At 50.8% G+C, this 21318-nt stretch carries 17 protein-coding genes; 16 read left to right on the forward strand and 1 reads right to left on the reverse strand.

The window, feature by feature from the left end:
- Positions 1 to 52: 52 nt before the first annotated feature.
- From BN3910_RS00900 to BN3910_RS00915, 4 genes are all read left to right on the forward strand, one after another.
- Positions 53 to 1147, forward strand: coding sequence for an ABC transporter substrate-binding protein (locus BN3910_RS00900; protein ID WP_082790241.1), 1095 nt, complete (start codon positions 53 to 55; stop codon positions 1145 to 1147).
- Positions 1148 to 1227: 80 nt separating this feature from the next.
- Complete coding sequence (locus BN3910_RS00905; protein ID WP_197457209.1) at positions 1228 to 2277, forward strand: ABC transporter permease; 1050 nt, start codon at positions 1228 to 1230, stop codon at positions 2275 to 2277.
- Entirely contained in the window at positions 2270 to 3064 is a 795-nt protein-coding gene (locus tag BN3910_RS00910) for an ABC transporter ATP-binding protein (RefSeq protein WP_066923327.1), read from the forward strand. Before BN3910_RS00905 ends, BN3910_RS00910 begins: the two co-directional genes overlap by 8 nt.
- 113 nt (positions 3065 to 3177) lie before the next feature.
- A complete protein-coding gene (locus BN3910_RS00915) occupies positions 3178 to 3432 on the forward strand; it encodes a glutaredoxin domain-containing protein (RefSeq protein ID WP_066923330.1) in 255 nt (84 codons plus the stop codon).
- Between the two features lie 227 nt (positions 3433 to 3659).
- On the opposite strand, the gene BN3910_RS00920 is transcribed toward BN3910_RS00915, so the two are convergent.
- Complete coding sequence (locus BN3910_RS00920; RefSeq protein ID WP_066923333.1) at positions 3660 to 4175, reverse strand: hypothetical protein; 516 nt, start codon at positions 4173 to 4175, stop codon at positions 3660 to 3662.
- 1303 nt (positions 4176 to 5478) lie between these two features.
- Between BN3910_RS00920 and rpsL the strand changes: the two genes are divergently transcribed.
- From rpsL to BN3910_RS00985, 12 genes are all read left to right on the forward strand, one after another.
- Positions 5479 to 5892: a 30S ribosomal protein S12 gene (gene rpsL, locus BN3910_RS00925; RefSeq protein ID WP_066923336.1), complete on the forward strand. Its 414-nt coding sequence runs from the start codon at positions 5479 to 5481 to the stop codon at positions 5890 to 5892.
- Between the two features lie 116 nt (positions 5893 to 6008).
- Positions 6009 to 6479: a 30S ribosomal protein S7 gene (gene rpsG, locus BN3910_RS00930; RefSeq protein WP_066923338.1), complete on the forward strand. Its 471-nt coding sequence runs from the start codon at positions 6009 to 6011 to the stop codon at positions 6477 to 6479.
- A gap of 17 nt (positions 6480 to 6496) precedes the next feature.
- Positions 6497 to 8590 (forward strand): elongation factor G, encoded by a 2094-nt coding sequence (gene fusA / locus BN3910_RS00935; RefSeq protein ID WP_075967945.1) that lies wholly within the window; start codon positions 6497 to 6499, stop codon positions 8588 to 8590.
- Between the two features lie 89 nt (positions 8591 to 8679).
- Positions 8680 to 9870, forward strand: a complete 1191-nt coding sequence (gene tuf / locus BN3910_RS00940; RefSeq protein ID WP_066923341.1) for an elongation factor Tu — start codon at positions 8680 to 8682, stop codon at positions 9868 to 9870.
- Positions 9871 to 10232: 362 nt separating this feature from the next.
- Complete coding sequence (locus BN3910_RS00945; RefSeq protein WP_187367672.1) at positions 10233 to 15308, forward strand: cell wall-binding repeat-containing protein; 5076 nt, start codon at positions 10233 to 10235, stop codon at positions 15306 to 15308.
- Between the two features lie 235 nt (positions 15309 to 15543).
- The gene (locus tag BN3910_RS00950; RefSeq protein WP_066923347.1) at positions 15544 to 15912 is read left to right on the forward strand and encodes a GntR family transcriptional regulator; all 369 of its coding nucleotides are present in this window, start codon (positions 15544 to 15546) and stop codon (positions 15910 to 15912) included.
- Between the two features lie 20 nt (positions 15913 to 15932).
- A complete protein-coding gene (locus BN3910_RS00955; RefSeq protein WP_066923349.1) occupies positions 15933 to 16865 on the forward strand; it encodes an ATP-binding cassette domain-containing protein in 933 nt (310 codons plus the stop codon).
- 168 nt (positions 16866 to 17033) lie between these two features.
- Positions 17034 to 17624, forward strand: a complete 591-nt coding sequence (locus BN3910_RS00965; protein ID WP_148417308.1) for a hypothetical protein — start codon at positions 17034 to 17036, stop codon at positions 17622 to 17624.
- A gap of 117 nt (positions 17625 to 17741) precedes the next feature.
- On the forward strand, positions 17742 to 18569 hold the full coding sequence (locus tag BN3910_RS00970; RefSeq protein WP_066923360.1) for a hypothetical protein: 828 nt from the start codon (positions 17742 to 17744) through the stop codon (positions 18567 to 18569).
- Positions 18570 to 18664: 95 nt separating this feature from the next.
- A complete protein-coding gene (locus BN3910_RS00975) occupies positions 18665 to 20242 on the forward strand; it encodes a DUF1538 domain-containing protein (protein WP_075967946.1) in 1578 nt (525 codons plus the stop codon).
- Position 20243: 1 nt separating this feature from the next.
- Positions 20244 to 20999, forward strand: coding sequence for a P-II family nitrogen regulator (locus tag BN3910_RS00980; protein ID WP_066923363.1), 756 nt, complete (start codon positions 20244 to 20246; stop codon positions 20997 to 20999).
- Positions 20996 to 21223, forward strand: a complete 228-nt coding sequence (locus BN3910_RS00985) for a GlsB/YeaQ/YmgE family stress response membrane protein (RefSeq protein ID WP_066923367.1) — start codon at positions 20996 to 20998, stop codon at positions 21221 to 21223. Before BN3910_RS00980 ends, BN3910_RS00985 begins: the two co-directional genes overlap by 4 nt.
- Positions 21224 to 21318 lie beyond the last annotated feature (95 nt).

Consider the following 21318-nt stretch of genomic DNA (forward strand, 5'->3'; position numbering starts at 1 on the left):
GCGAGCGCTGCGTTGACGTCCATAACGGACGCATAGAATGAAGGAGAACATCATGAACTATTCCATTTCGGACGAGTATCCTGTGACATCCCGGCGACACGCCTGGAAAAACGCCCTCTGGCTCATTGCACTGCTTTTCGTCTTTACCGCTTGTGGGGTAAAAGATCCGTCCGCATCTTCTGCGGGTACCGCTTTTTCCGGCGAGAGTCACAGCGGCAACGATGCCTCAGCCGTTTCCGTGAATACGGAAGGCCCATGGAAAGTCGGCATTGCCCAACTGGCACAGCACCCCTCGCTGGATAAAGCGACGCAGGGATTTGAGGATGCCCTCAAAAAGGAGCTGGGCGACAAGGTGACCTTTGATTTACAGAACGCCTCCGGCGAGACCGCCATGGTTTCGACCATCATCAACGGCTTTGTCGCGCAAAATGTCGACCTCATTCTGGCCAACGCCACGGCACCGCTGCAATCCGCAGCCGCTGCGACAGCGACCATTCCTGTGCTTGGTACTTCGGTGACGGACTATGCTTCTGCGCTTGAGATTCCCGATTTTCAAGGGACGGTCGGAACCAATGTCTCCGGCACGACAGATCTTGCACCGTTTGATCAACAAGTGGAAATTTTCAAGGATCTTTTTCCAGGGAAGCACACCGTCGGCATCCTGTATTCGTCTTCGGAAGCGAACAGCGTATTTCAGGTGAAGAACATGACGGAATTGCTTGTTCAGGCAGGGTATGATGTAAAAGATTATTCCTTTACGGACTCCAACGATCTGCAGCCGGTGGTGCAAAAAGCGGTTGCCGAAGCGGATATTTTGTATATGCCGACGGACAATGTTGCCGCTTCCAATGCGGAAGCCATTGCCAACATCGTCTTGCCGGCGAAAAAGCCCATGATTGCGGCGGAAGAGCAGTCGGCAAAGGTGCTCGGCGTAGCGTCCATCGCAGTGGATTATTACAAGCTGGGCGAGTTGACGGGAGAGATGGCGGCCAAGGTTCTGCGCGGAGAAGAATCCATTTCCGAGATGCCTGTCGCTTCGGCCAAAGAGATTAAGAAGAAAATCAACGAAAGAAACGCAAAGGCGCTGGGCGTGACGATCCCGCAAGACTACGAGATCATCGACGGTACAGCGGACTCCTCAAAGTAGGAAGGAAAGCGGCGTTGCCGCAGGCGGTCGAGGCCTTAGTCACGTCCGCAGTGTTGGGAAACCAAGGAAAGGGGGACGTGTTGTCCGTACTTCTAAATGCATTGCCCGGGACCATCAGTCAAGGGCTTATCTGGGCTATTCTGGCCATCGGGGTCTATTTGACATTTCGCGTTCTGGATATTCCGGATATGACTGTCGACGGCTCTTTTGCCACCGGCGGCGCCACCATGGTCATGCTCATGCGTGGCGGTTTTTCGCCGTGGCCGGCGCTCGCGTTGGCGTTTCTTGTCGGCTATCTTGCCGGAACTGTCACGGGCTTTTTGCATACCCGTTGCGGGATTCCGGCCATTTTAGCCGGCATCCTCTCGCAGCTGGCTCTTTATTCCGTCAATCTGCGCATTATGGGCGGAAAAGCCAATCAGCCGCTTGGTGTAGATAAATATGACCTCATTGTTTCTCAGCGCTATGTGCGTGATTTGTCACTGCAAAATCCGCTTTTCTTAACGGCCATATTCGTCATTATTGTCATCGTCATACTGTACTATTTCTTCGGTACAGAGCGCGGAAGCGCCATTCGTGCCACCGGCTCGAATCCCATCATGGCGCGGGCACAGGGAATCGACACGAAACGAAACATTATCCTCGGCCTTGCTCTTTCCAACGGTTTAGTCGCTGTTTCGGGCGCCCTCCTTGCTCAATATCAGGGAGCATCCGACATCAACATGGGCCGCGGCGCCATCGTCATCGGCCTGGCGGCGCTCATTATCGGTGAAGTGCTGTTCGGGCGCATTTTTGTCAATTTCGCACTGAAGATGCTGGCAGTGGCCATCGGTTCGATCATGTATTATCTGATTTTGCAGATTGTTCTCCTTTTCGGCCTTAATACGAATGACCTTAAGTTGATTTCTGCGGCGATCGTCGCCATCTTCCTGGCGGTTCCCTACTGGCGAAGCCAGATGCAGCTGTTTCGACCGCAACCGGCGACCATCGGAGCGGAAACGGTGTCCGGGGCGGAAACGGCGAAAGGAGCAGAGAGTTCGTCTGCGGAGAAAACGTCGTCTGTAGCAAACGTCTCGTCCGAGATGAAAACTTCATCAACGACAACGGAGAAGGGAGGGCGCGATGCTTGAGATTCAACAGGTATATAAAACCTTTCATCCCGGTACGGTGAACGCGAAGCGCGCCTTGAACGGCATTTCCGTCACCCTCAATGACGGCGATTTTGTCACCGTCATCGGTGGAAACGGCGCGGGAAAGTCCACGCTTCTGAATGCTATTGCAGGTTCCTTCCCAATTGATTCCGGACAGATTCTTCTGGACGGCATGGATATTACGCGTCTTCCGGAAAATAAGCGGGCCAGCTTTCTCGGTCGCGTGTTTCAGGATCCCATGGTGGGGACGGCACCAAGTATGCAAATCGCGGAAAACCTCGCCATTGCTGCTCGTCGCGGCAAACGTCGCACCCTGCGTTGGGGCGTTGCCAAAGGGGAACGTGAACGTTATTACACGTTGCTGAAGGAAATCGGCCTCGGTCTTGAGGATCGCATGGAGACGAAGGTTTCCCTATTGTCCGGCGGTCAGCGCCAGGCGTTGACGCTTTTGATGGCCACCTTGCAGAAGCCGAAGCTGCTTCTTTTGGATGAACATACGGCGGCGCTGGATCCCAACACGGCGGCCACCGTCCTCAGTATTACCGATCGCATTGTGCGCCGTGATCACCTGACCACGCTCATGATTACACACAATATGCGCGATGCACTGCGCATGGGCAATCGCCTGCTCATGCTGGATCGCGGACGCATTATCTTTGATGTCGGTCCGGAAGAAAAGGCGAGACTGACGGTAGATGATCTGCTCGAGAAGTTCCGTGAAGTTTCTGCCACGGGTGCGGAGAGCGATACGCTCCTGTTGTCGTAGAGCGGTGTTTTGCGCTGTGCGGGCTTTTGTTTTGCCGGCGGCGTATTGCCGGTGCAGCGTGTTGCCGGCGGCGAGTTGCCGGTGCAGCGTGCGGGAAAAAAGGGAGGGATGACATGAAAATGTATTTTTCAAGGATATGCCCGGATTGCCGACAGGCGGAACGGCTTCTTGAAGAGCGGCGAGTATCGTACGATGCGGTGGACATCACGGCAAACACGGCGAACCTGAAAGAATTTCTTCACCTTCGGGATACGCGGGAGGAATTTAAACCTATTAAAGAGGAGGGCAAGATCGGCATCCCGTGCTTCCTTTTTTCCGACGGAACGATTCTTTTTGATGTTAACGAGTTGGATGCGTCCCGCGTGTAGGCAGATTGAGAAGAAGAGTTGCTTTTGTTGAATGAAAAGAACAAATGCGTTCCGTGTGCAGGCAGATTGGGAAGAAGAGTTTTCATCCCCAGGGATTTGCGGACCGGACGGCTACTGAACGTCTTTTCCTTGTGGCTAGAATTGTAAACAGAACAACGGAGTGTCTTCTTAGCAGGAGACACTCCGTTGTTGTTTTCGGATACACAGGATGAAAATGGTGCTGAACGTTACTGCTCCTTATCCGTATCCTTCTTATCCATTTCATCCTTATCTATGTTATCTTTATCCATATTGTCTTTCGGAGCTTGTCCGAAGTATTGCGACAGCACCAACTTGCCAGTTTTTAATTCATAGGCGCCGACGGTATAGAGAGCGACGATAACGAAGTGGATCAGAGCTAAGAGTCTGAAATCCCAAAAAAGGGCTATAACGGATAATACCAACATGATGATGCCAAAGATGTATAGCCGACCGCCCATTTGTGGATTGTTTGCATTCTTTCGTCCGGCGAATCCTACATAGAAATGGGCAAGACTGGACAAAAGGACGAGCAAGACAATAACAAACATAGATGCCGCCATTATCGTCATGAAGTAGCCGCTCATATCGACGCAGAGTTCAAAACCAATAGATAATACACTGCCGAAGAGGAAAACCAAGATTGTCCAAAGAAGCTGGGCCGCTGTCTCAATGATAAGAGCAGTGGCTGCATAGTACAGAATGTTGTTACGTGTTGTTTTCATCGTTGTTCCTCCTGCTCGATCCTTAGGAATTAATCGCATTCATCAACAGGAATCAATCTCATTAATCGATAGGAATCAATCGCAAAGAACCAATCACAGCTGATGCGTTTGTGTCATCGGTGTGCCGCTGGAAATGTCATTGGCAGCGTAGTTTCAGTCGAGTGTTCGGGGTGTGAGGCCTTACATCATCTTGTTGAACTGTTTTTATCATACTCCTACGGGTGTCGTGCAGCAACGGCACGATGTGGATGGGAGGCATGGAAGCCTTTTATAGAAGAAATTGTGTGAACGGATGTTGTTCTACGTCCTATGTTGAGAAGATTATTATCTCTTCGAGATGGTGGTAGTTGGCTGAAAATGCGGTTCCACAACCAACGCTTGCGCTCTCGGCGATGGCGGTGGTTGGGCGAAAATGCAATTCCACCACCAACGTTTTTGGTCTTGGTGATGGTGGTGGATGGACGAAAATGTGATTCCACCACCAACGTTTGTGGTTTCGGTGATGGTGGTAGCTGGGCGAAAATGCAATTCCACCACCAACGTTTGTGGTTTCGGTGAGGGTGGTAGTTGGACGAAAATGCAGTTCCACCACCAACGCTTGAGCTCTCGGTGATGGTGGTAGTTGGGCGAGAATACGGTCCTACCACCATTGCCAAGAACGTTTCTGAAAGGAGCCGGCCTGCGGCCGGCGGTTTGAAAACGCCGCCGAAGGCGGCGAACCTTACGGAACATGGCACCGCCAGCGGCAACGACCCTTTTGTAGGTGCACCTCTCCAAAAAAGGAAGCGACGTACCCGTCGCTTCCTCAATCGGTAATTTATTTTCAAAGTCGTTCCCAAAAAAGCTTTGTTCTCCGCAATTTCCTCGCCCGCACCATCTACCGCCCCGACACCCTTCCTTGCGCCGCTTCTTCGACGAACTGGAAGTTCGCCATCCCCGAGTATATCGCCGAGGAGAAGCCGGCGGCGCAAGGAAGAGTGTCGGGGTATCATTGCCGGCGGCGCAAGGAAGGGCGGACGAAGCGCGCCTTGACGGGGTTTCCTACGACTGTTATACTGTTTAAGGTTATTTTCCGAATTTTGCCTTCAAATCGGAAGCGACGGTGCGAAGTACACACCGAAGCGCGAACGACACGATGCTGCGCAGCGAAAAGCCGTGTTATGAAAAGCGCGTTATAAAAAGTGCGTTATGAAAAGCACGTTATAAAAAACCGTGTTACGAAAAGTCGTATCGCTTGAAGGTGATCATCCCGGGAAATAATCCATATTCCGAAGAGGAAAATACGAAAAGAAGGAGGAACGGTATGCCGACAATCAATCAATTGATCCGTAAGGGACGTTTTTCGGAACGAAAGAAGACGAATACGCCTGCTCTGGGCTTCAACTTCAATACGTTGAAGAATCGCCAGACGCCGGTGGAATCGCCGCAGAAGCGCGGCGTGTGCACGTCGGTTCGTACAGTAACCCCGAAGAAGCCGAACTCGGCGCTTCGTAAAGTGGCTCGTGTACGTTTAACCAACGGCTATGAAGTCCTTTCTTACATTCCCGGTATCGGTCATAACCTGCAGGAGCACAGCGTTGTGCTGATCCGCGGGGGTCGTGTCAAAGACTTGCCTGGTGTGCGTTATCACATCATCCGCGGCGCATTGGATGCGTCCGGCGTCGAAGGCCGTAAGCAAGCACGTTCGAAATACGGCGCAAAGAAATCCAGCAAGTAAGTAAACACGAGACGAAAGTGCATACGCGAACCTTCTGGTTTTCTTGTGCACGGCAGCTGTCGATAAGCGGCGGTTGAGTACCATTCATCCGCATGGATGATAAGGAGGGAAGAGAAGTGTCAAGAAAAGGACATATTCCAAAAAGGGAGATCATGCCGGATCCCCGATATAATGACGTGGCCGTATCAAAATTGATCAATACGGTCATGCTGGACGGCAAAAAAGGACTGGCTCAGCGCATTGTCTATGGCGCCTTTGCCATTGCAGAGGAAAAAGTCGGTCAAGAAGCACTCGAAATTTATCGTAAAGCGTTGGCGAACGTCATGCCGGTGTTGGAAGTCAAAGGCCGCCGTATTGGCGGTGCGACCTACCAGGTGCCGATGGAAGTTCGTCCCGACCGTCGTCAGACGCTCGCTTTGCGCTGGATCGTCGGTTTTGCCCGCACACGCGGAGAGAAAACCATGGAAGAGCGCTTAGGTAATGAACTGGTGGATGCATTTAACAATACCGGTGCCAGCGTGCGCCGTAAAGAAGAGATGCACCGCATGGCGGACGCGAACAAGGCATTCGCGCACTTCCGCTATTAATCGCGGGGAGGTTCTCATTGGCAGGACATACACCTTTAAAAGATATTCGTAACATCGGTATCATGGCCCATATTGATGCCGGTAAGACGACAGTAACGGAACGTATTCTGTTCTATACCGGAAAAATTCACAAGATGGGGGATACGCACGAAGGTGCTGCACAGATGGACTGGATGGCTCAGGAACAGGAGCGCGGCATTACGATTACCTCTGCTGCAACCACCTGTTTTTGGCCCCGCAACGGCTTAACGCACCGTATCAACATCATCGACACCCCGGGACACGTTGACTTCACCGTTGAAGTTGAACGCTCCCTGCGTGTATTGGACGGTGCTGTAGCACTTTTCGACGCAAAAAGCGGCGTAGAACCGCAATCCGAGACGGTATGGCGTCAGGCGGACAAGTATCACGTTCCGCGCATGTGCTTCATCAATAAGATGGATGCGACGGGCGCTGACTTCTTAATGTCTGTGGACACCATTCGCGACAAGCTGAAAGCGAACGCGTTGCCGGTACAGCTTCCCATCGGAGCGGAGCATAAATTCGTGGGCATCATCGACCTGGTCACCATGCGCGCCGAAGTGTATCATGACGATCTCGGCAAAGAGATCACCGATGAGGACATTCCGGCAGACCTGAAGGATCAGGCGGAAGAGATGCGCGCGAATATGCTTGAAGCACTCTCCGAAGTCGATGACGATTTAGCGATGGCGTATCTTGAAGAAGAACCCATCAGTGAAGAAATGATTCGCAAAGCTATCCGCACCGGTACCCTGGAACAGAAGATCTTCCCGGTACTTTGCGGGTCGGCATACAAGAATCGCGGCGTGCAATTCTTAATTGACGCCATTGTAGATTACATGCCCAGTCCCTTGGACATTCCGCCGGTAACCGGTACGAGTACCGATCCCGATAACGAGGAAGTCCTTCATCGTGAAGCCGATGTGGACGAACCGTTCTCGGCGTTGGCGTTCAAGGTCATGACCGATCCTTATGTTGGAAAACTCTGCTTCTTCCGCGTCTATTCCGGAAAAGTGGAGAACGGAAGCTATATCTACAATTCGACGACGGGCAAGCGTGAACGCTTGAGCCGTATTCTGCAGATGCACGCGAACAAACGCGAAGAGATTGAGGTTGTACAGGCCGGCGACATTGCCGCCGCGGTCGGTCTCAAAGACACCGGAACGGGCGACACGCTCTGCGATCAGGACAATCCGATCATACTTGAGCAGATGACTTTCCCGGAACCGGTTATTTCCGTTGCGATTGAGCCGAAGACCCGAGCTTCCCAAGAGAAGATGGGTATCGCGCTTGCAAAACTGGCGGAAGAAGATCCGACCTTTAAGACGTACACAAACGTCGAAACCGGACAGACCATTATCGCCGGCATGGGCGAGTTGCACCTGGAAATCATTGTCGACCGTCTGCAGCGCGAGTTCAAAGTCGAAGCAAACATCGGTAATCCGCAGGTTTCTTACCGTGAATCCATCACGGCTCCGGCGGAAGCGCAAGGCAAGTTTGTGCGTCAGTCCGGTGGTCACGGCCAGTACGGTGATGTGCGCATTCGCATTAAACCGGGTGAGCCGGGAACGGGCATCGTGGTACACAATGTTACCGTCGGCGGATCCATTCCGAAAGAATTCATCAATCCGTCCATTCAGGGTATTCAGGAAGCATGCCAGAGCGGTCCCGTTGCGGGATTCCCTGTGCTGGATGTGGACGTAGAGATCTACGACGGTTCGTTCCATGAGGTCGACTCGTCAGAGACGGCGTTTAAGATCGCCGGTTCCATGGCGATGCAAAACGCGATGAAACAGGCTAAACCGGCACTGTTGGAACCGCTGCAAAAAGTGGAAATCCTCACGCCGGAAGAATACCTGGGCGATGTCATGGGCGACGTATCATCCCGACGCGGACGCATTGAACAGATGTCCACACGCGCCGGCGTTCAGGTTGTTGATGCCTACATTCCGCTGTCCGAAATGTTCGGTTACGCGACGGATCTGCGCTCCAAGACGCAGGGACGCGCGACCTATTCGATGCAGTTCGATCACTATGAAAAAGTGCCCGAAAGCATTGCGGAGGAAGTCACGAAATCGCGCAACGAGTAATTGCGTTGTGCAGGGAGAACAGTGGCAATTTTGTGCCATTTGTTCTATAATGTTCCGTAACGACCAGTTGTTGTTTTTAGGAGGAAAAAATGGCGAAGCAAAAATTTGAGCGTAGTAAACCGCATGTAAACATCGGCACGATCGGTCACGTCGACCATGGTAAGACGACGTTAACCGCTGCCATCACCAAAGTTATGAACGAGAAGTTCGGCACAGGCGAATTCGTCGACTATGCCAACATCGATAAGGCGCCGGAAGAGCGCGCACGTGGTATAACCATCAATACGTCGGTTGTCGAGTATGAAACCCCGAACCGTCACTATGCCCACGTGGACTGCCCGGGACACGCCGACTATGTTAAGAACATGATCACCGGTGCTGCCCAGATGGACGGCGCAATCCTCGTCGTCTCGGCTGCAGACGGTCCGATGCCCCAGACTCGTGAGCACATCCTGCTCGCTCGTCAGGTCGGCGTACCGAAGATTGTGGTTTTCCTGAACAAAAAAGACCAGGTAGACGATGATGAACTCATCGAATTGGTCGAGATGGAAGTTCGCGACCTCTTGAGCGAATACGATTTTGACGGCGACAATACGCCGATCATCGTCGGTTCGGCGCTGAAGTGCCTCGAAGAGGGTGGCGAATGGGAAGAGCCCATCGTTAAGTTGATGGAAGCGGTTGACGAATACGTCCCGACTCCGGTTCGTGCAACGGATGAGCCGTTCCTGATGCCGGTTGAAGACGTTCTGACCATCACCGGACGTGGTACGGTTGCGACCGGCCGTGTCGAGCGTGGTGTGTTGAAAGTTGGCGACACCGTTGAGATCGTCGGCCTTGTCGACAAATCGCGTGAAGTCGTTGTTACCGGTGTGGAAATGTTCCACAAACAATTGGATCAGGCGGAAGCCGGCGATAATATCGGCGCGCTCCTGCGTGGTGTACAGCGTGACGAGATCGAGCGTGGACAGGTTTTGGCCGCTAAGAACTCGATTCACCCGCACACCAAATTCGAGGGTCAGGTCTATGTGTTGACGAAGGATGAAGGTGGCCGTCATACGCCGTTCTTCTCGGGCTATCGTCCGCAGTTCTTCTTCCGCACGACCGACGTTACCGGTGATATCCAGTTGCCGGAAGGCACCGAGATGGTTATGCCTGGCGATAACGCCACCTTCACCATCTCCCTCATCTCGCCGATCGCGATTGAGGAAGGTCTCCGTTTCGCTGTCCGTGAAGGCGGCCGTACGGTTGCTTCCGGTGTTGTCTCCAAGATCATCGAGTAAGCGAAGAATACAAACTAAAAACGCAGTTAACGTAGTTAGCTGTGCAAGCAGGTCCGGGGTGAATGCTCCGGGCTTGTTTTTTTGTGTGGAAGAAGGCTGTGATTGCGAAAATAGCACACATGGAAAGCAACAATTGAAAAAATATTAAATTCAGGTTTGTAACCGGTAAAATGGTGAAATATAGATCGAAAGAGTTTGGTATTCTGTGGTACAATATAAATGACGCAAAAAATAGCTTAATGGCTATTTCACCTGTTTTGTGCACAATTTTCATGACGTATAAGTCGGATAGGATGGCGAATCCTATCCTGTGTATAGAGCAAGATGATCAAAAAGACATGCAACAGAAAGATCGGAGGAGGATGATGAGAAGAATAAATGATTGGGCAAAGCGCCTGGTTCTGTGTTTTCTCAGTTTCGTTATGGTATTTAGTATGGCCAGCGAAACCGTACATGCCGAAGGAAGGGATATGTACATTTGGGAAAATCAGGATCCGCGATTTCGATATAGCTGGGACTATATTATCGATCGCGATGACGTGAAAGGGCGAGATGTTCTATTTCCCAGTTCGGGCGGCACGCCATATGTGGTAAAGCTCGACAAAACAGACAATACCTATAAGGCGAAAATTGGCTTTTTTGTTCTTGATACGCAAAATAATGCAGCGGTCAAGGGCTTTCGCATGTTTCTTGGGAAATATGTTTTTGACGAATATGATGCAAACGGAAAACCGACCAGATCGCATCTGGAAAAGATCGACGCCGCTCCCGGTGCAAAGAATGGATTTTACTATACGAGCGACAGCGGAAAAATTGAAATTTCCTTAACAAGAGAGGATTTACCGAAGGTTACTGACGGCGAAATTGACGATAATGGAAATTTTAAAGACGTTCATCCGTATCAAATTCGCATTCAGAAATATGGAGAAGGCGGTGGATATTGGATCCTTGGCACAGCATACGATCTTGAGCTGACCGTTTTAGGCGTATACCACAATTTGTATGGAATAAAGGAAACGCCGCCGGGCTACACGAACACGGATTATTGGAAGGGTGAACAATGGGGCGCGGTCGTTTACGATTTGTTAGAAGATCAACGGCCCATTCTTGCCATGGAACTTAAACCTTATGAAGTTCCGAAGGATCAAGCATTTGACCTTAAGAATCAAGATGAACTCCGAAAGCTGGTTGTTTCGTATACGGAACGACAAGGCAAGGAACTTACGGAAACCACTAAACTTTCTGCTGCGGAAAAGGTACACCCTGTTGAGCTGAGAGACGTGCTACAGCGCAACAGCAGTGAGCATTACATTATTTACGAAGCGTTGAACGTTACGCCAGTAGGAGATACGCCGGCGCTAAAACCGAATCAGACCGTGCTTACTGAACCGGGTGAGTACAAAATTCAGCTGAGAGGTTTTTTCGACGGAAAGCAATCCAACGAGCGCACGAATCGCTATGTGACGAAGGAAACCACCATTAAGATTCCGTTTCCGGACGTCATTCCGGAAAAAGATAAACAAGGAAACACCAATAGGTGGCCGGACAACTATGTTCCCGTGACGTTTGTGTCCGATGGAAACGGAACGTTGACGGGCATGACCAAGTACTATGTTAATCCGGAAAAGGCTGTGGATCTGACAAGCCAAGCCGATGCGATTACCAAAACACCGAAAGTGGGTTATAAGGCAACCGGAAAGTGGACTCCTGAACAACTGAAAGACACGTTTACGAGCCCAAGTGAGTTCGTCTTCCATTTTGACCCGTATGATGATGTGATCCCGGCAAAGTCGGGTGTGACCAAGCCGGATGGCTATTCCGTTGTGACGTTTAAGGCGGACGAAAACGGTTCGTTGGAAGGAATCACCAAGTACTTTGTCAATCCGACGAAAGAGGTGGACTTAACAAACGAAGCCAACCGGATTACCAAAAAGCCGAAGACGGGTTATCAAGCAAAAGGCACATGGGATCCTACGTTAGAAAAGCAAAAGTTTACGGGAGACAAAGAGTTCACCTTCCGTTTTGACCCGTACGAGGATGTGATTCCGGCAGAACCGGGCGTGACTAAGCCGGACGGCTATGTCACCGTCACGTTTAAGACGGATGGAAATGGGACATTGGGCGGAAAAACCGCATACTATGTCAACCCGAATAAACAGGTCATTCTTAATCCGCCGACTACGACAGGAAACACCGGCTATGTTTTCCGTCAGTGGAGCCAAGATGTGACGAAATCCACACAGTACAGATGGAATACAACGGTGACCGCTTACTTTACGCAAATTCCTGCCGTGCAAACGAAGCCGACACCGGGCTATGTTAAGGTGGACTTTGCTCTTACCGGCAACGGCGGAAGCATAAAATCCGGCCAAACGACGACGTATTATGTGGATCCGAATCGTGCGGTGACGCTTACTCCTCCTCAATACAATACCGAAATCGGCTACCGTTTCGAAAAGTGGAGTCCTGACCCGAAGACGGCCAGAACATACAATACACCAACCACGATAAACGGAACGTTTACGGCACTGGACGATGTGATTGAGGCAAAACCGGGTGTGACCAAGCCGAACGGTTACGTAAAAGTGACCTTCCGATCGGACGAAAGCGGTACGTTGACGGGGGCGAAAGAGTTCTACGTCAATCCGACGAAGTCCGTTGATCTAACCTCTAAGGCGGATGCGCTTATCAAAAAACCGAATGTCGGTTATCAGGCTACCGGTACTTGGAATCCGGCAGATCTAACCGGAACGTTTACGACGGATCAAGTATTTACCTTCCGGTTTAATAAGTATGCGGATGTTATAAAAGAAGTGCCGGGAGAGACCAGACCGGATGGCTATGTTACGGTTCGGGTCATTCCGACGGAAAAAGCAACGGATGAGACCAAGGCTACCGAATCCTATTGGGTGAAAAAAGATACGCAAGTTACGCTTCCGGTTTCGGAGCCGGTCGGCAAGAAAGAAACTGACGCGCAAAACATCACCCGCACGTATCATTTTACCGGCTGGAAAGTAACAAAGGGAACCGTTGCCTCTTGGCCGAAGCCGAACAGTATTACAGACAAGTTTATTCAGGACACAGATATTACTGCACAGTACTCCGTATCGACGGCAATGGGTGATCTCATTGCTGCACCGGTACCCAAGAAAAATGTTGAATCTTTGGTGGACGGTACGTTGAAACCGGAGGATCTCATTGCAAACCTTCCGGGAACAGGCGATGGTTCGTTGCCGGAAGGTACGACATTCGCATTTGCTCCGGGTGGGAATCCGGATCTCTCGAAAGCGGGTACGACGAAAGCAGAGGTTGTCGTGACGTATCCGAAGGGAAATACGGTCACGGTTTCTGTACCGGTAAAGGTTGTAGCGGGTGAACCGACAGCGAAGCCTGTTTATACCTTTGTGGGACGTATCCCGACCCCGGAGGACTACAAAAAGGTGATTACGTCGGCAAAGGGTGCGGAAATTCTGAGTATCGGGATTACCGAGTATCCTGATGTTTCCAAGCCTTCTACCCCGGAAAGCCCCGCTACCGGAAAGGTTGTCGTAAATTATAAGGACGGCAGTACTCACTATTTGGATGTGCCGGTGGTGGTCTATGACAATGTGATTCCGGCAAAACCGGATGGCGAAAGCCCTGACGGAACGCCGAAGAATTATGTGAAGGTAACCATGGATCCGACTGATCATGCAGAGGATCCGACGAAACAGATTTTCTACGTCAATCCGGAGGTTGCCGTAACGTTGACGGTTACCGATCCGGTCGGGAAAACCGGCTATGAATTCGGCAGCTGGGAAAAGGATGTGCGCATTCCCACAAAATATGACGTAGATGAAGTCATTAAGGCGCAGTTTAATGAACTTGGCGATGTGTTGACGGAAGAAAAGCCGGGCTATGTCAAGGTGGACTTTGCCATTGAAGGCGAAGGCGGAAAAATTAAAGAGGGAGAAACGACGACCTATTATGTGAATCCGTCTAAAGAAGTTACGTTGAAGGCACCGGTGACCGAGGCAGAAGTAGGCTTTACGTTTAACACGTGGACGCCGAATCCGACGACACCGACAAAATATGAAACGGAGACGACGATCAAGGGGACCTTTACGGCGCTTCCCAATATCATTCCAAATGTTGATGAGAACGGACAGCCCAATGTGCAGCCGAACGGGTATATTCCGGTGGAATTTAAACCGGGTAATCACGGTACGCTTGAAGGAATCACATTGTACTGGGTAAAGCCGGGTGTGGAGGTAACTGTTCCTGCGCCTACGCCGAAAGCCAATACAAATTATGCGTTCACCTCTTGGGATAAATCGCTAACCTTGACGGCGACAGAAGGGCAGAAATCCATTACGATTACGGCGCAGTGGAAGTCGACGTATAAACCACCGACACCGGACCCGGACAAACCCGATCCGAACAAACCCGATCCAAATAAGCCGGATCCGAATAATCCGGACCCGAATCAGCCGGATCCGAACAAACCGGGAACAACACCGTCAGGTGATGTCAACGTAGATGGAAAAGCTCGTCAAGATGTTGCTGCGAATATTTCCAAAACGTACTTCCCGAATGCGAAGAAAGTGATCGTGGTGCAAAATAAGGCGTATGCCGACTCGATGAGCGCCATGAATGTTTCGCAGGGCAATATCCCGATTCTTTATACCGGAAGAGATACCTTATTCTCGGTGACCATGCGTGAAATTCTGCGCGTACCTCGCGAAGAAATCATTGTTATGGGTGGCGAAGGTACCGTCAGCGACAAGGTATTCCGTGAGCTGCAGGGATTGTCGTCAGCAAAAGTTACGCGTGTCGGTGGCGCAGACCGCTTTGAGGTTAATCGCAATTCGGCGAAGTACATGCCGGATAGAACGACGGCGGTTATCGCTAGCGGTATGATTTATACCGATGCACTTTCTTCCGTTCCGTATGCGCATGCTCTGCATGCACCGATTCTGTTGGTACGTCAAGACAGCGTGCCACAGGCTGTGCAGGAAGTGCTCTATGATCGTATCACCAGTGCGGTAATCGTTGGTGGACCGGGCACTGTTTCATCAGCGACCAAATCGCAATTGGAGCAGATTATCGGCACTTCCATTGAACGCATCGGTGGGGCAAACCGTTATGTCGTCAGTGCTGCGGTAGCAGGTCGCCTGCAGAATGTGCAACACGCCATTATCACCAGTGGTGAACTCTGGTCGGATGCTCTTGTTGCCGGCCCGATCGCACAGCGGTTGAATGCGCCGGTTCTGCTTACCCCGTATGGTGGTCTGCGTGAAGGCGCCTATAACTATCTCTTGGCTCATCCCGATCTGAAATCCGTCATTACGGTTGGCGGCCCGGGAAGCATCGGACAGGGTGTTCGCAATCAGGTAAAAGCCATCTTTGGGTCCAATAAACAGTGGAATCTCGATCCGGCGCAAGCAGTTAGTGAGTAAGAAAAAAGACACTGATGGATGGTGAAGCAAAATAAAAGAAAGCGTGTCGAACGATCACTGTACGGCACGATCCGCAAAGACGGTAACGAAGATCCCTTCGTTATCGTCTTTTTTTTGTGCTATAAAAACGGCACGGAGAAAATATTCTCTTGACAGCAGGAGTATATGGCGGTATATTAGATACGCAGTTAGTTACTTGAGTAACTAACTAATAGAGAGCGGGAAGGAGGAAGGAATGCACCTTGAAGAAGCCAATGGCGTTCCCCTGTTTCAACAAATCAGTGAGGGATTGGAAAACGCCATTTTGACCGGAGCATATAAAGAAGGCGATCAAATTCCGTCCACGACGGAATTGAGTGTCGGGTATCGCATCAACCCGGCGACAGCATTAAAAGGGGTTAATCTTCTGGTGGATGAAGGCATTCTTTACAAAAAGAGAGGATTGGGTGTGTTTGTTGCCGAGGGCGGCGTGGATCGGATTCGAGAAAAGCGATTGGACGAATTTCGTGACCATTTTGTTCGCCCCTTGCAAAAGGAAGCAAAACGGCTTGGCATTTCCTCGAAAGAGGTGATTGCCTGGCTTAGCAACGACAACGAATACTGAGGGATAGGAGGAATACGACGATGAGTTTAGAAGTAAACGGCGTATCCAAGCGTTTCGGAAAACTGACGGCGCTGGATCATGTCAATCTACATTTGGAAAAAGGAAAAATTTATGGCCTTTTAGGTCGAAACGGAGCGGGAAAATCCACGCTGTTAAATATTTTGAATGGTCGTATGCGGCAGACGGAGGGTTCCTTTACCATTGACAGCGAGAATCCGGGCAATGACCTCGCGTTGCGAAAAATTTACATGGTGGGGCCGGACAATCTCTTTCCGGCAAAAAAACTGAAAGAAATTCTAAAGATTACTGCTACTTTTTATCCTAATTTTGCCCTGAACGAGGCACTGGAGGATCTGGATCGCTTCGGCCTTACCCCGGACAGGCGTTTCGATAAACTATCTACCGGAAACAGTTCCCTTTTTAAGTCCGTGGTGGCGTTGCGCAGCGGAGCGGAATATCTCTTCTTAGATGAGCCCACGTTAGGACATGATGCCGTCAACCGCGAAATGTTTTATGAAACGGTGCTGTCCGTGTTTGCGGAGACACAGAACTGCATTGTTCTCTCGTCGCATCTGATTTCGGAATTGGAGCCGCTTTTACAGGAGATCATTTTTATTCAGAAGGGTAAGATTCTCATTCAGGAAGAGTTGGAAGCCCTGATGACGAAGTATCGACTTCTTTCGGGATCCATAGAGCAAGTACAAAACCTTGTGCAGGCTCATCCGGAGATGACGGTCGTCCAAAAGCAAGAAGTGGGCGCGATGGCGCAGTGGGTGGTGGAAAGCGATGCGTGGGCGGCGCTTAGCACGGCTTCTCTCGGAATTTCGGTGCAAAACGTGGATTTGCAACGTCTCTTTATTGCGCTGACAAAAGAGCAACCGAACACTGCAGCGAAGAATACGAGCCAAAAACGTTCCTTTTTTGGTCCGAGCAAAAAAGATCGACAGCAATAAAAAGGAGGACAGATATATGAGAGTGCAAGCGACAGGAAAATATATAGTTTGGGAAAATTGCAAGACACTGCTTTATGTGGTGATGGGGCTGTTAGGCATTGGGATTTTTCTTTCCCTACTCGCCGGCTCTTTCAGCGATAGCGTTCAAGCCAATGTTTCCGGCTGGACATGTCGATTTTGCTTATGTTTATGGGGGTAGGTCAGTTTACATTTAACCGAAAAATGGACTTCACCTTTCAGAACAGCCTTTCCGCTTCGGCAAGAGCGTGGGGCGTCTATCTGGGCTATGTCGCATTTGCCTTTGGCGCATTTGTTTTGATGCTGGTTTTGGTTCCTGTGTTCACGATCGCATTGAAAGCTGTTGCGGGAAACACGAAAGACATTCTGGTGTTTCCGCTTTATCAAGATGGCGTAAAGTGGGGAATGGTTTCGGTCATTTTGATGCTCTATCTTCTTATGGCGACGGTAACGATGCTGTTGGGGCTTTTACACTATCGCATGAAACCCCTGCAAATCGCCTTGTTTTGGATCATCGTTTATGTTGTTCTTACGTTGCTTGTCCAATCCGTCCTAACCATCTTAGGAGGAACCGGTTCGGAGAATGCGTTGGTGAGCTATATTATTGACGTTTTCCGCCGTCTCATACCGTGGCTGGCCGAGAAAAAAAGTCATCTGCTTCTTTTCGAGGCCGGGATCTTTGCTGTGTTGAGTTTGTTCAGCTGGGGCGGTCTATACCGTTTGCAATTGCGTAAGCGGTAGACGGCTCGCCTTTTACAGGAAATTGCCCCGGGCGCGAAGGGGCAATCGGTTCGGGGCTGTGTGGAAACAGCCCCGATTGGTTATAATAGAAAAGGAAGAAAGGGAAAGGAGGATGGAATGAACACGAAAAAACGAATGGTTATGACTGGTTTGCTCCTGGGAGCGATCCTGTTCTGTGCCTGCAATGCGCCGAGCGGAGCGGGAAAATCCTCCGACGAGGTGGAGAACAGCAGCATCTTGAACGAGTTATCTTCCGACGGTGTCAAACAAGGAAGCGCTTCCGGAACAGAAGAGAACCGTGCGGAGAGTAAGCCGATGGGTGAGAATCTTTCTGAAGAAGTTCCCCGCATGGTGCAAATTGACGGAAAATGCTATCGCGACACGGGATTTGTCAACAGTGGGGTGACTTGCGGTACCGCCGACGGGAAGATCACGGCAAGCGTGGGGGCGAAAGAGAAACCGACCAAGGATGATGAGTCCAACTTCGGAACGGGCATGGAATACCAGCGCTGGAATGAAACCGCCGTCTCGGTGGAAGAGAACGACAAATGGATTCTTTTTGTGGAGGAGAAAGCGGATGTGAAGTCGATTCCGGATGGCGTTGCGACGTTTACCGCCAAGGTGCGTGAAGCGGAAGTTATGCCGGATACGGAGGAGATCCGATTGTTGGTGGATGTTTCGGAAGTGCCGGATCGCTTTATGCATCTGCAAAAAACACTTTCACCATCAGGAAAGCCGATTGCGGTGGTTATCGGAAAGACGACCAAATTTTATCAGGATGACGAGTTGATCACGTTTGACCGTATTCAAAGCAAATCGACGGACGAGTGGAAAGGGCAGAGCGTGCAGGTTTGGTTTGACGGCGCGGTAACCCATGACGAGCCGGAGATGAGCTATCCGACAGCGTTGGGCATGGTATATGGCCTGGGCTTTTTGGACAACTGACGCCGATGACGTTGGCAAAAGCGCCTGTTAAAGGTGGACGTGGAGCTGAAGTATGTCGGACAGCTTGCATGTGGAAAAAAAGATGAGGTAGATGGTTGACTATTTTATGGGATAAGGTAAAGGAAGTGCTGCTCTCGGTGCTGCCGATTGTGATCATCGTTTTAGTGCTTCATTTTACGGTCGCTCCATTACCGCCGGCACTTTTGCTCGCTTTTTTGGTGGGCTCGGTGCTGGTGGTTTTGGGGTTGACGATTTTTCTTTTCGGGATTGATCAGGGGTTGGAACCCATCGGACAGTATGCCGGTCGTTCGATCACGCATACGAACAGTTATCCCATCGTGATGACGGCAAGTCTCATTCTGGGCTTTTTTATTTCGTTTGCCGAGCCGGATTTGCATATTTTGGCGAAACAGGTGGATGTGGTGACGAACGGTGTGTTTAACCGTTGGATTCTGGTGATTGCCGTTTCGATCGGCATCGGTGTGATGATGACGGTGGGGATGCTTCGTATTCTCCACAACATTCGCGTGCGCTATGTGTTTGCTGGCGCGTATGGGCTGATCCTTTTGCTTTCCCTTTTTTCGTCAACGGATTTTATGGCGATCGCCTTTGATTCCTCGGGAGCGACAACCGGCGCGATTACGGTGCCGTTCATGCTTTCCCTGGCATACGGTATTTCTTCCATGAAAAAAGACAGTAAAGTCGGCGAAGCGGACAGTTTCGGTGTGATCGGTATTTCTTCCACCGGCGCAATTATTGGTGTATTGGTTGTCGGACTTTTCTTTGCACCGGGGAAACTTTCCGGAGAACTGCCGGAGACCGTGGCGGAAAATATGCCTCTATGGCAGGCCTATCTTGCACAGATTCCGCTTTTGGCGAAGGAAGCATTTCTTTCGTTGTTGCCCATCCTGGCGACGTATTTGTTGTTGCAGCTCGGCGCGATAAAGCATAATAAGCGTACAATTCTGGACATTTTACGCGGTGTGGGATTGACCTTTTTCGGCCTCGTTATTTTCCTTTCGGGAGTCAACAGCGGGTTTATGCATGTGGGTGCGGAGCTCGGTAAGCGCTTGGCCGGAACAAATCCTTTGCCGGCGCTTCTTGTGGCTTTTTTCCTCGGAATTACGACCGTCTTGGCGGAGCCGGCAGTTCACGTCTTGACGAATCAAGTGGAGGACGTCACGGGCGGTTCGGTAAAACGCAGTTTGGTATGCCTCTTTTTATCGCTTGCCGTCGGCGCCGCGATTTTTCTCTCGGCTCTGCGGATTCTTGTGCCGCAGATTTCTCTTTGGATGCTTCTCTTGCCGGGGTTCGGCCTTGCTGTGCTTCTATCCTTCTTTGTGCCGGATCTCTTTGTGGGCATGGCAATTGATGCCGGGGGTGTAGCGTCCGGGCCGATGACAGCGACGTTTTCACTGGCCTTCGTTCAGGGAATTGCCGCGCATACGCCAACGGCGGATGTGGTGGCTGACGGTTTTGGGATGATTGCGGTGGTAGCCATGGTGCCCATTGTGGCCATTGAACTTTTGGGCGTTTTGTATCAGGCGAAACTGAATGCGTCAAAGGCGCATGAGATTGCGCAGACGAAGCGCGATACTTCAACGGAACGCGCGATAGATCAGGCAAAACCGAATGCACAAACTGTGCACGCGAAGGCGAAGGGAGAGAAGTAGTATGGAGGAAAATAGACAAATGGCGTACATGGTGACATTTATCTTGAGTCCGCCATCGGCAAAAAAATGCCTTTCGCTGGCGAAAGAGAGAGGAATCACAGACATTCTCGTTTTGCGGGGAAAAGGCACGGTGAGCAATCGAACGTTGCAATTTCTCGGCATTAAGAGACAGGATAAGGTGCTGCTGAATATGTTGCTGCTTGCGCAGGAAGCCCGTTCCTTTTTGAACGAGGCGACGGAAGTGCTGGCTTTACACAAGCCGAATCACGGCATTGCTTTTCTTTCTCCCATTGAACAATGGCTTTATGGTGGAAAAAAGCAGGTTGATCATGTTTTAGATGCTTCTGCACGACAGCAAGGCGAAGATAGTGAGAAGGCAGAGGACGTCCTTCTATTGCGGAAGGATGAGTCGGAAGGAATGGATCCTGTTCCCCATGAGGAGGAAACGATGCAATATAAGAAACTTACGGTCGTCGTCAATTTGGGCATGGCTGAAGACGTTATGATTGTGGCACGTGAAGCCGGCGCGAAGGGTGGGACGATCCTGCACGGTCGTGGCACCGGTGCACAGGTGTCGGAGAAGCTCTTTGGTATCGAAATTGAGCCGGAAAAGGAACTGCTGCTGATTCTTGCTCCGGAGAATGTGGCCGAAGGGGTGACTATCGCTCTGGAAGAAGCATTTAACTTTACTCGTCCTGGCACAGGAATTCTTTATGTCGAGTCGGTCTCTGATGTGCGAGGACTGGTGATCCGATGATTGCAAGTATTATTGTCGGTGCGTTGATCGGTGCGATCGCTGCACGTATCATGAACCATAAGAAGCTCGGCTGTCTGATGAATGTGCTTGTTGGTCTGATCGGTTCGGCCATTGGACAGGCTTTATTCGGCTCCTGGGGACCGCATCTGGCGGACATGGCGGTTGTTCCGGCCGTGATCGGGGCCATGCTTTTATTGCTGATTATTCCGGGGAAGAAGCGTTGAGCGCCGCGCCGCTTGGGCTCGTCGTTTTCGTGTGATCGCTTAATCGAGGTGGAGCGCCGCCGGGGATGACGTTGGTGGCGCGGTTTTGAAATGAA

The organism is Murdochiella massiliensis, from assembly GCF_900059565.1.
Lineage (GTDB): Bacteria > Bacillota > Clostridia > Tissierellales > Peptoniphilaceae > Murdochiella > Murdochiella massiliensis.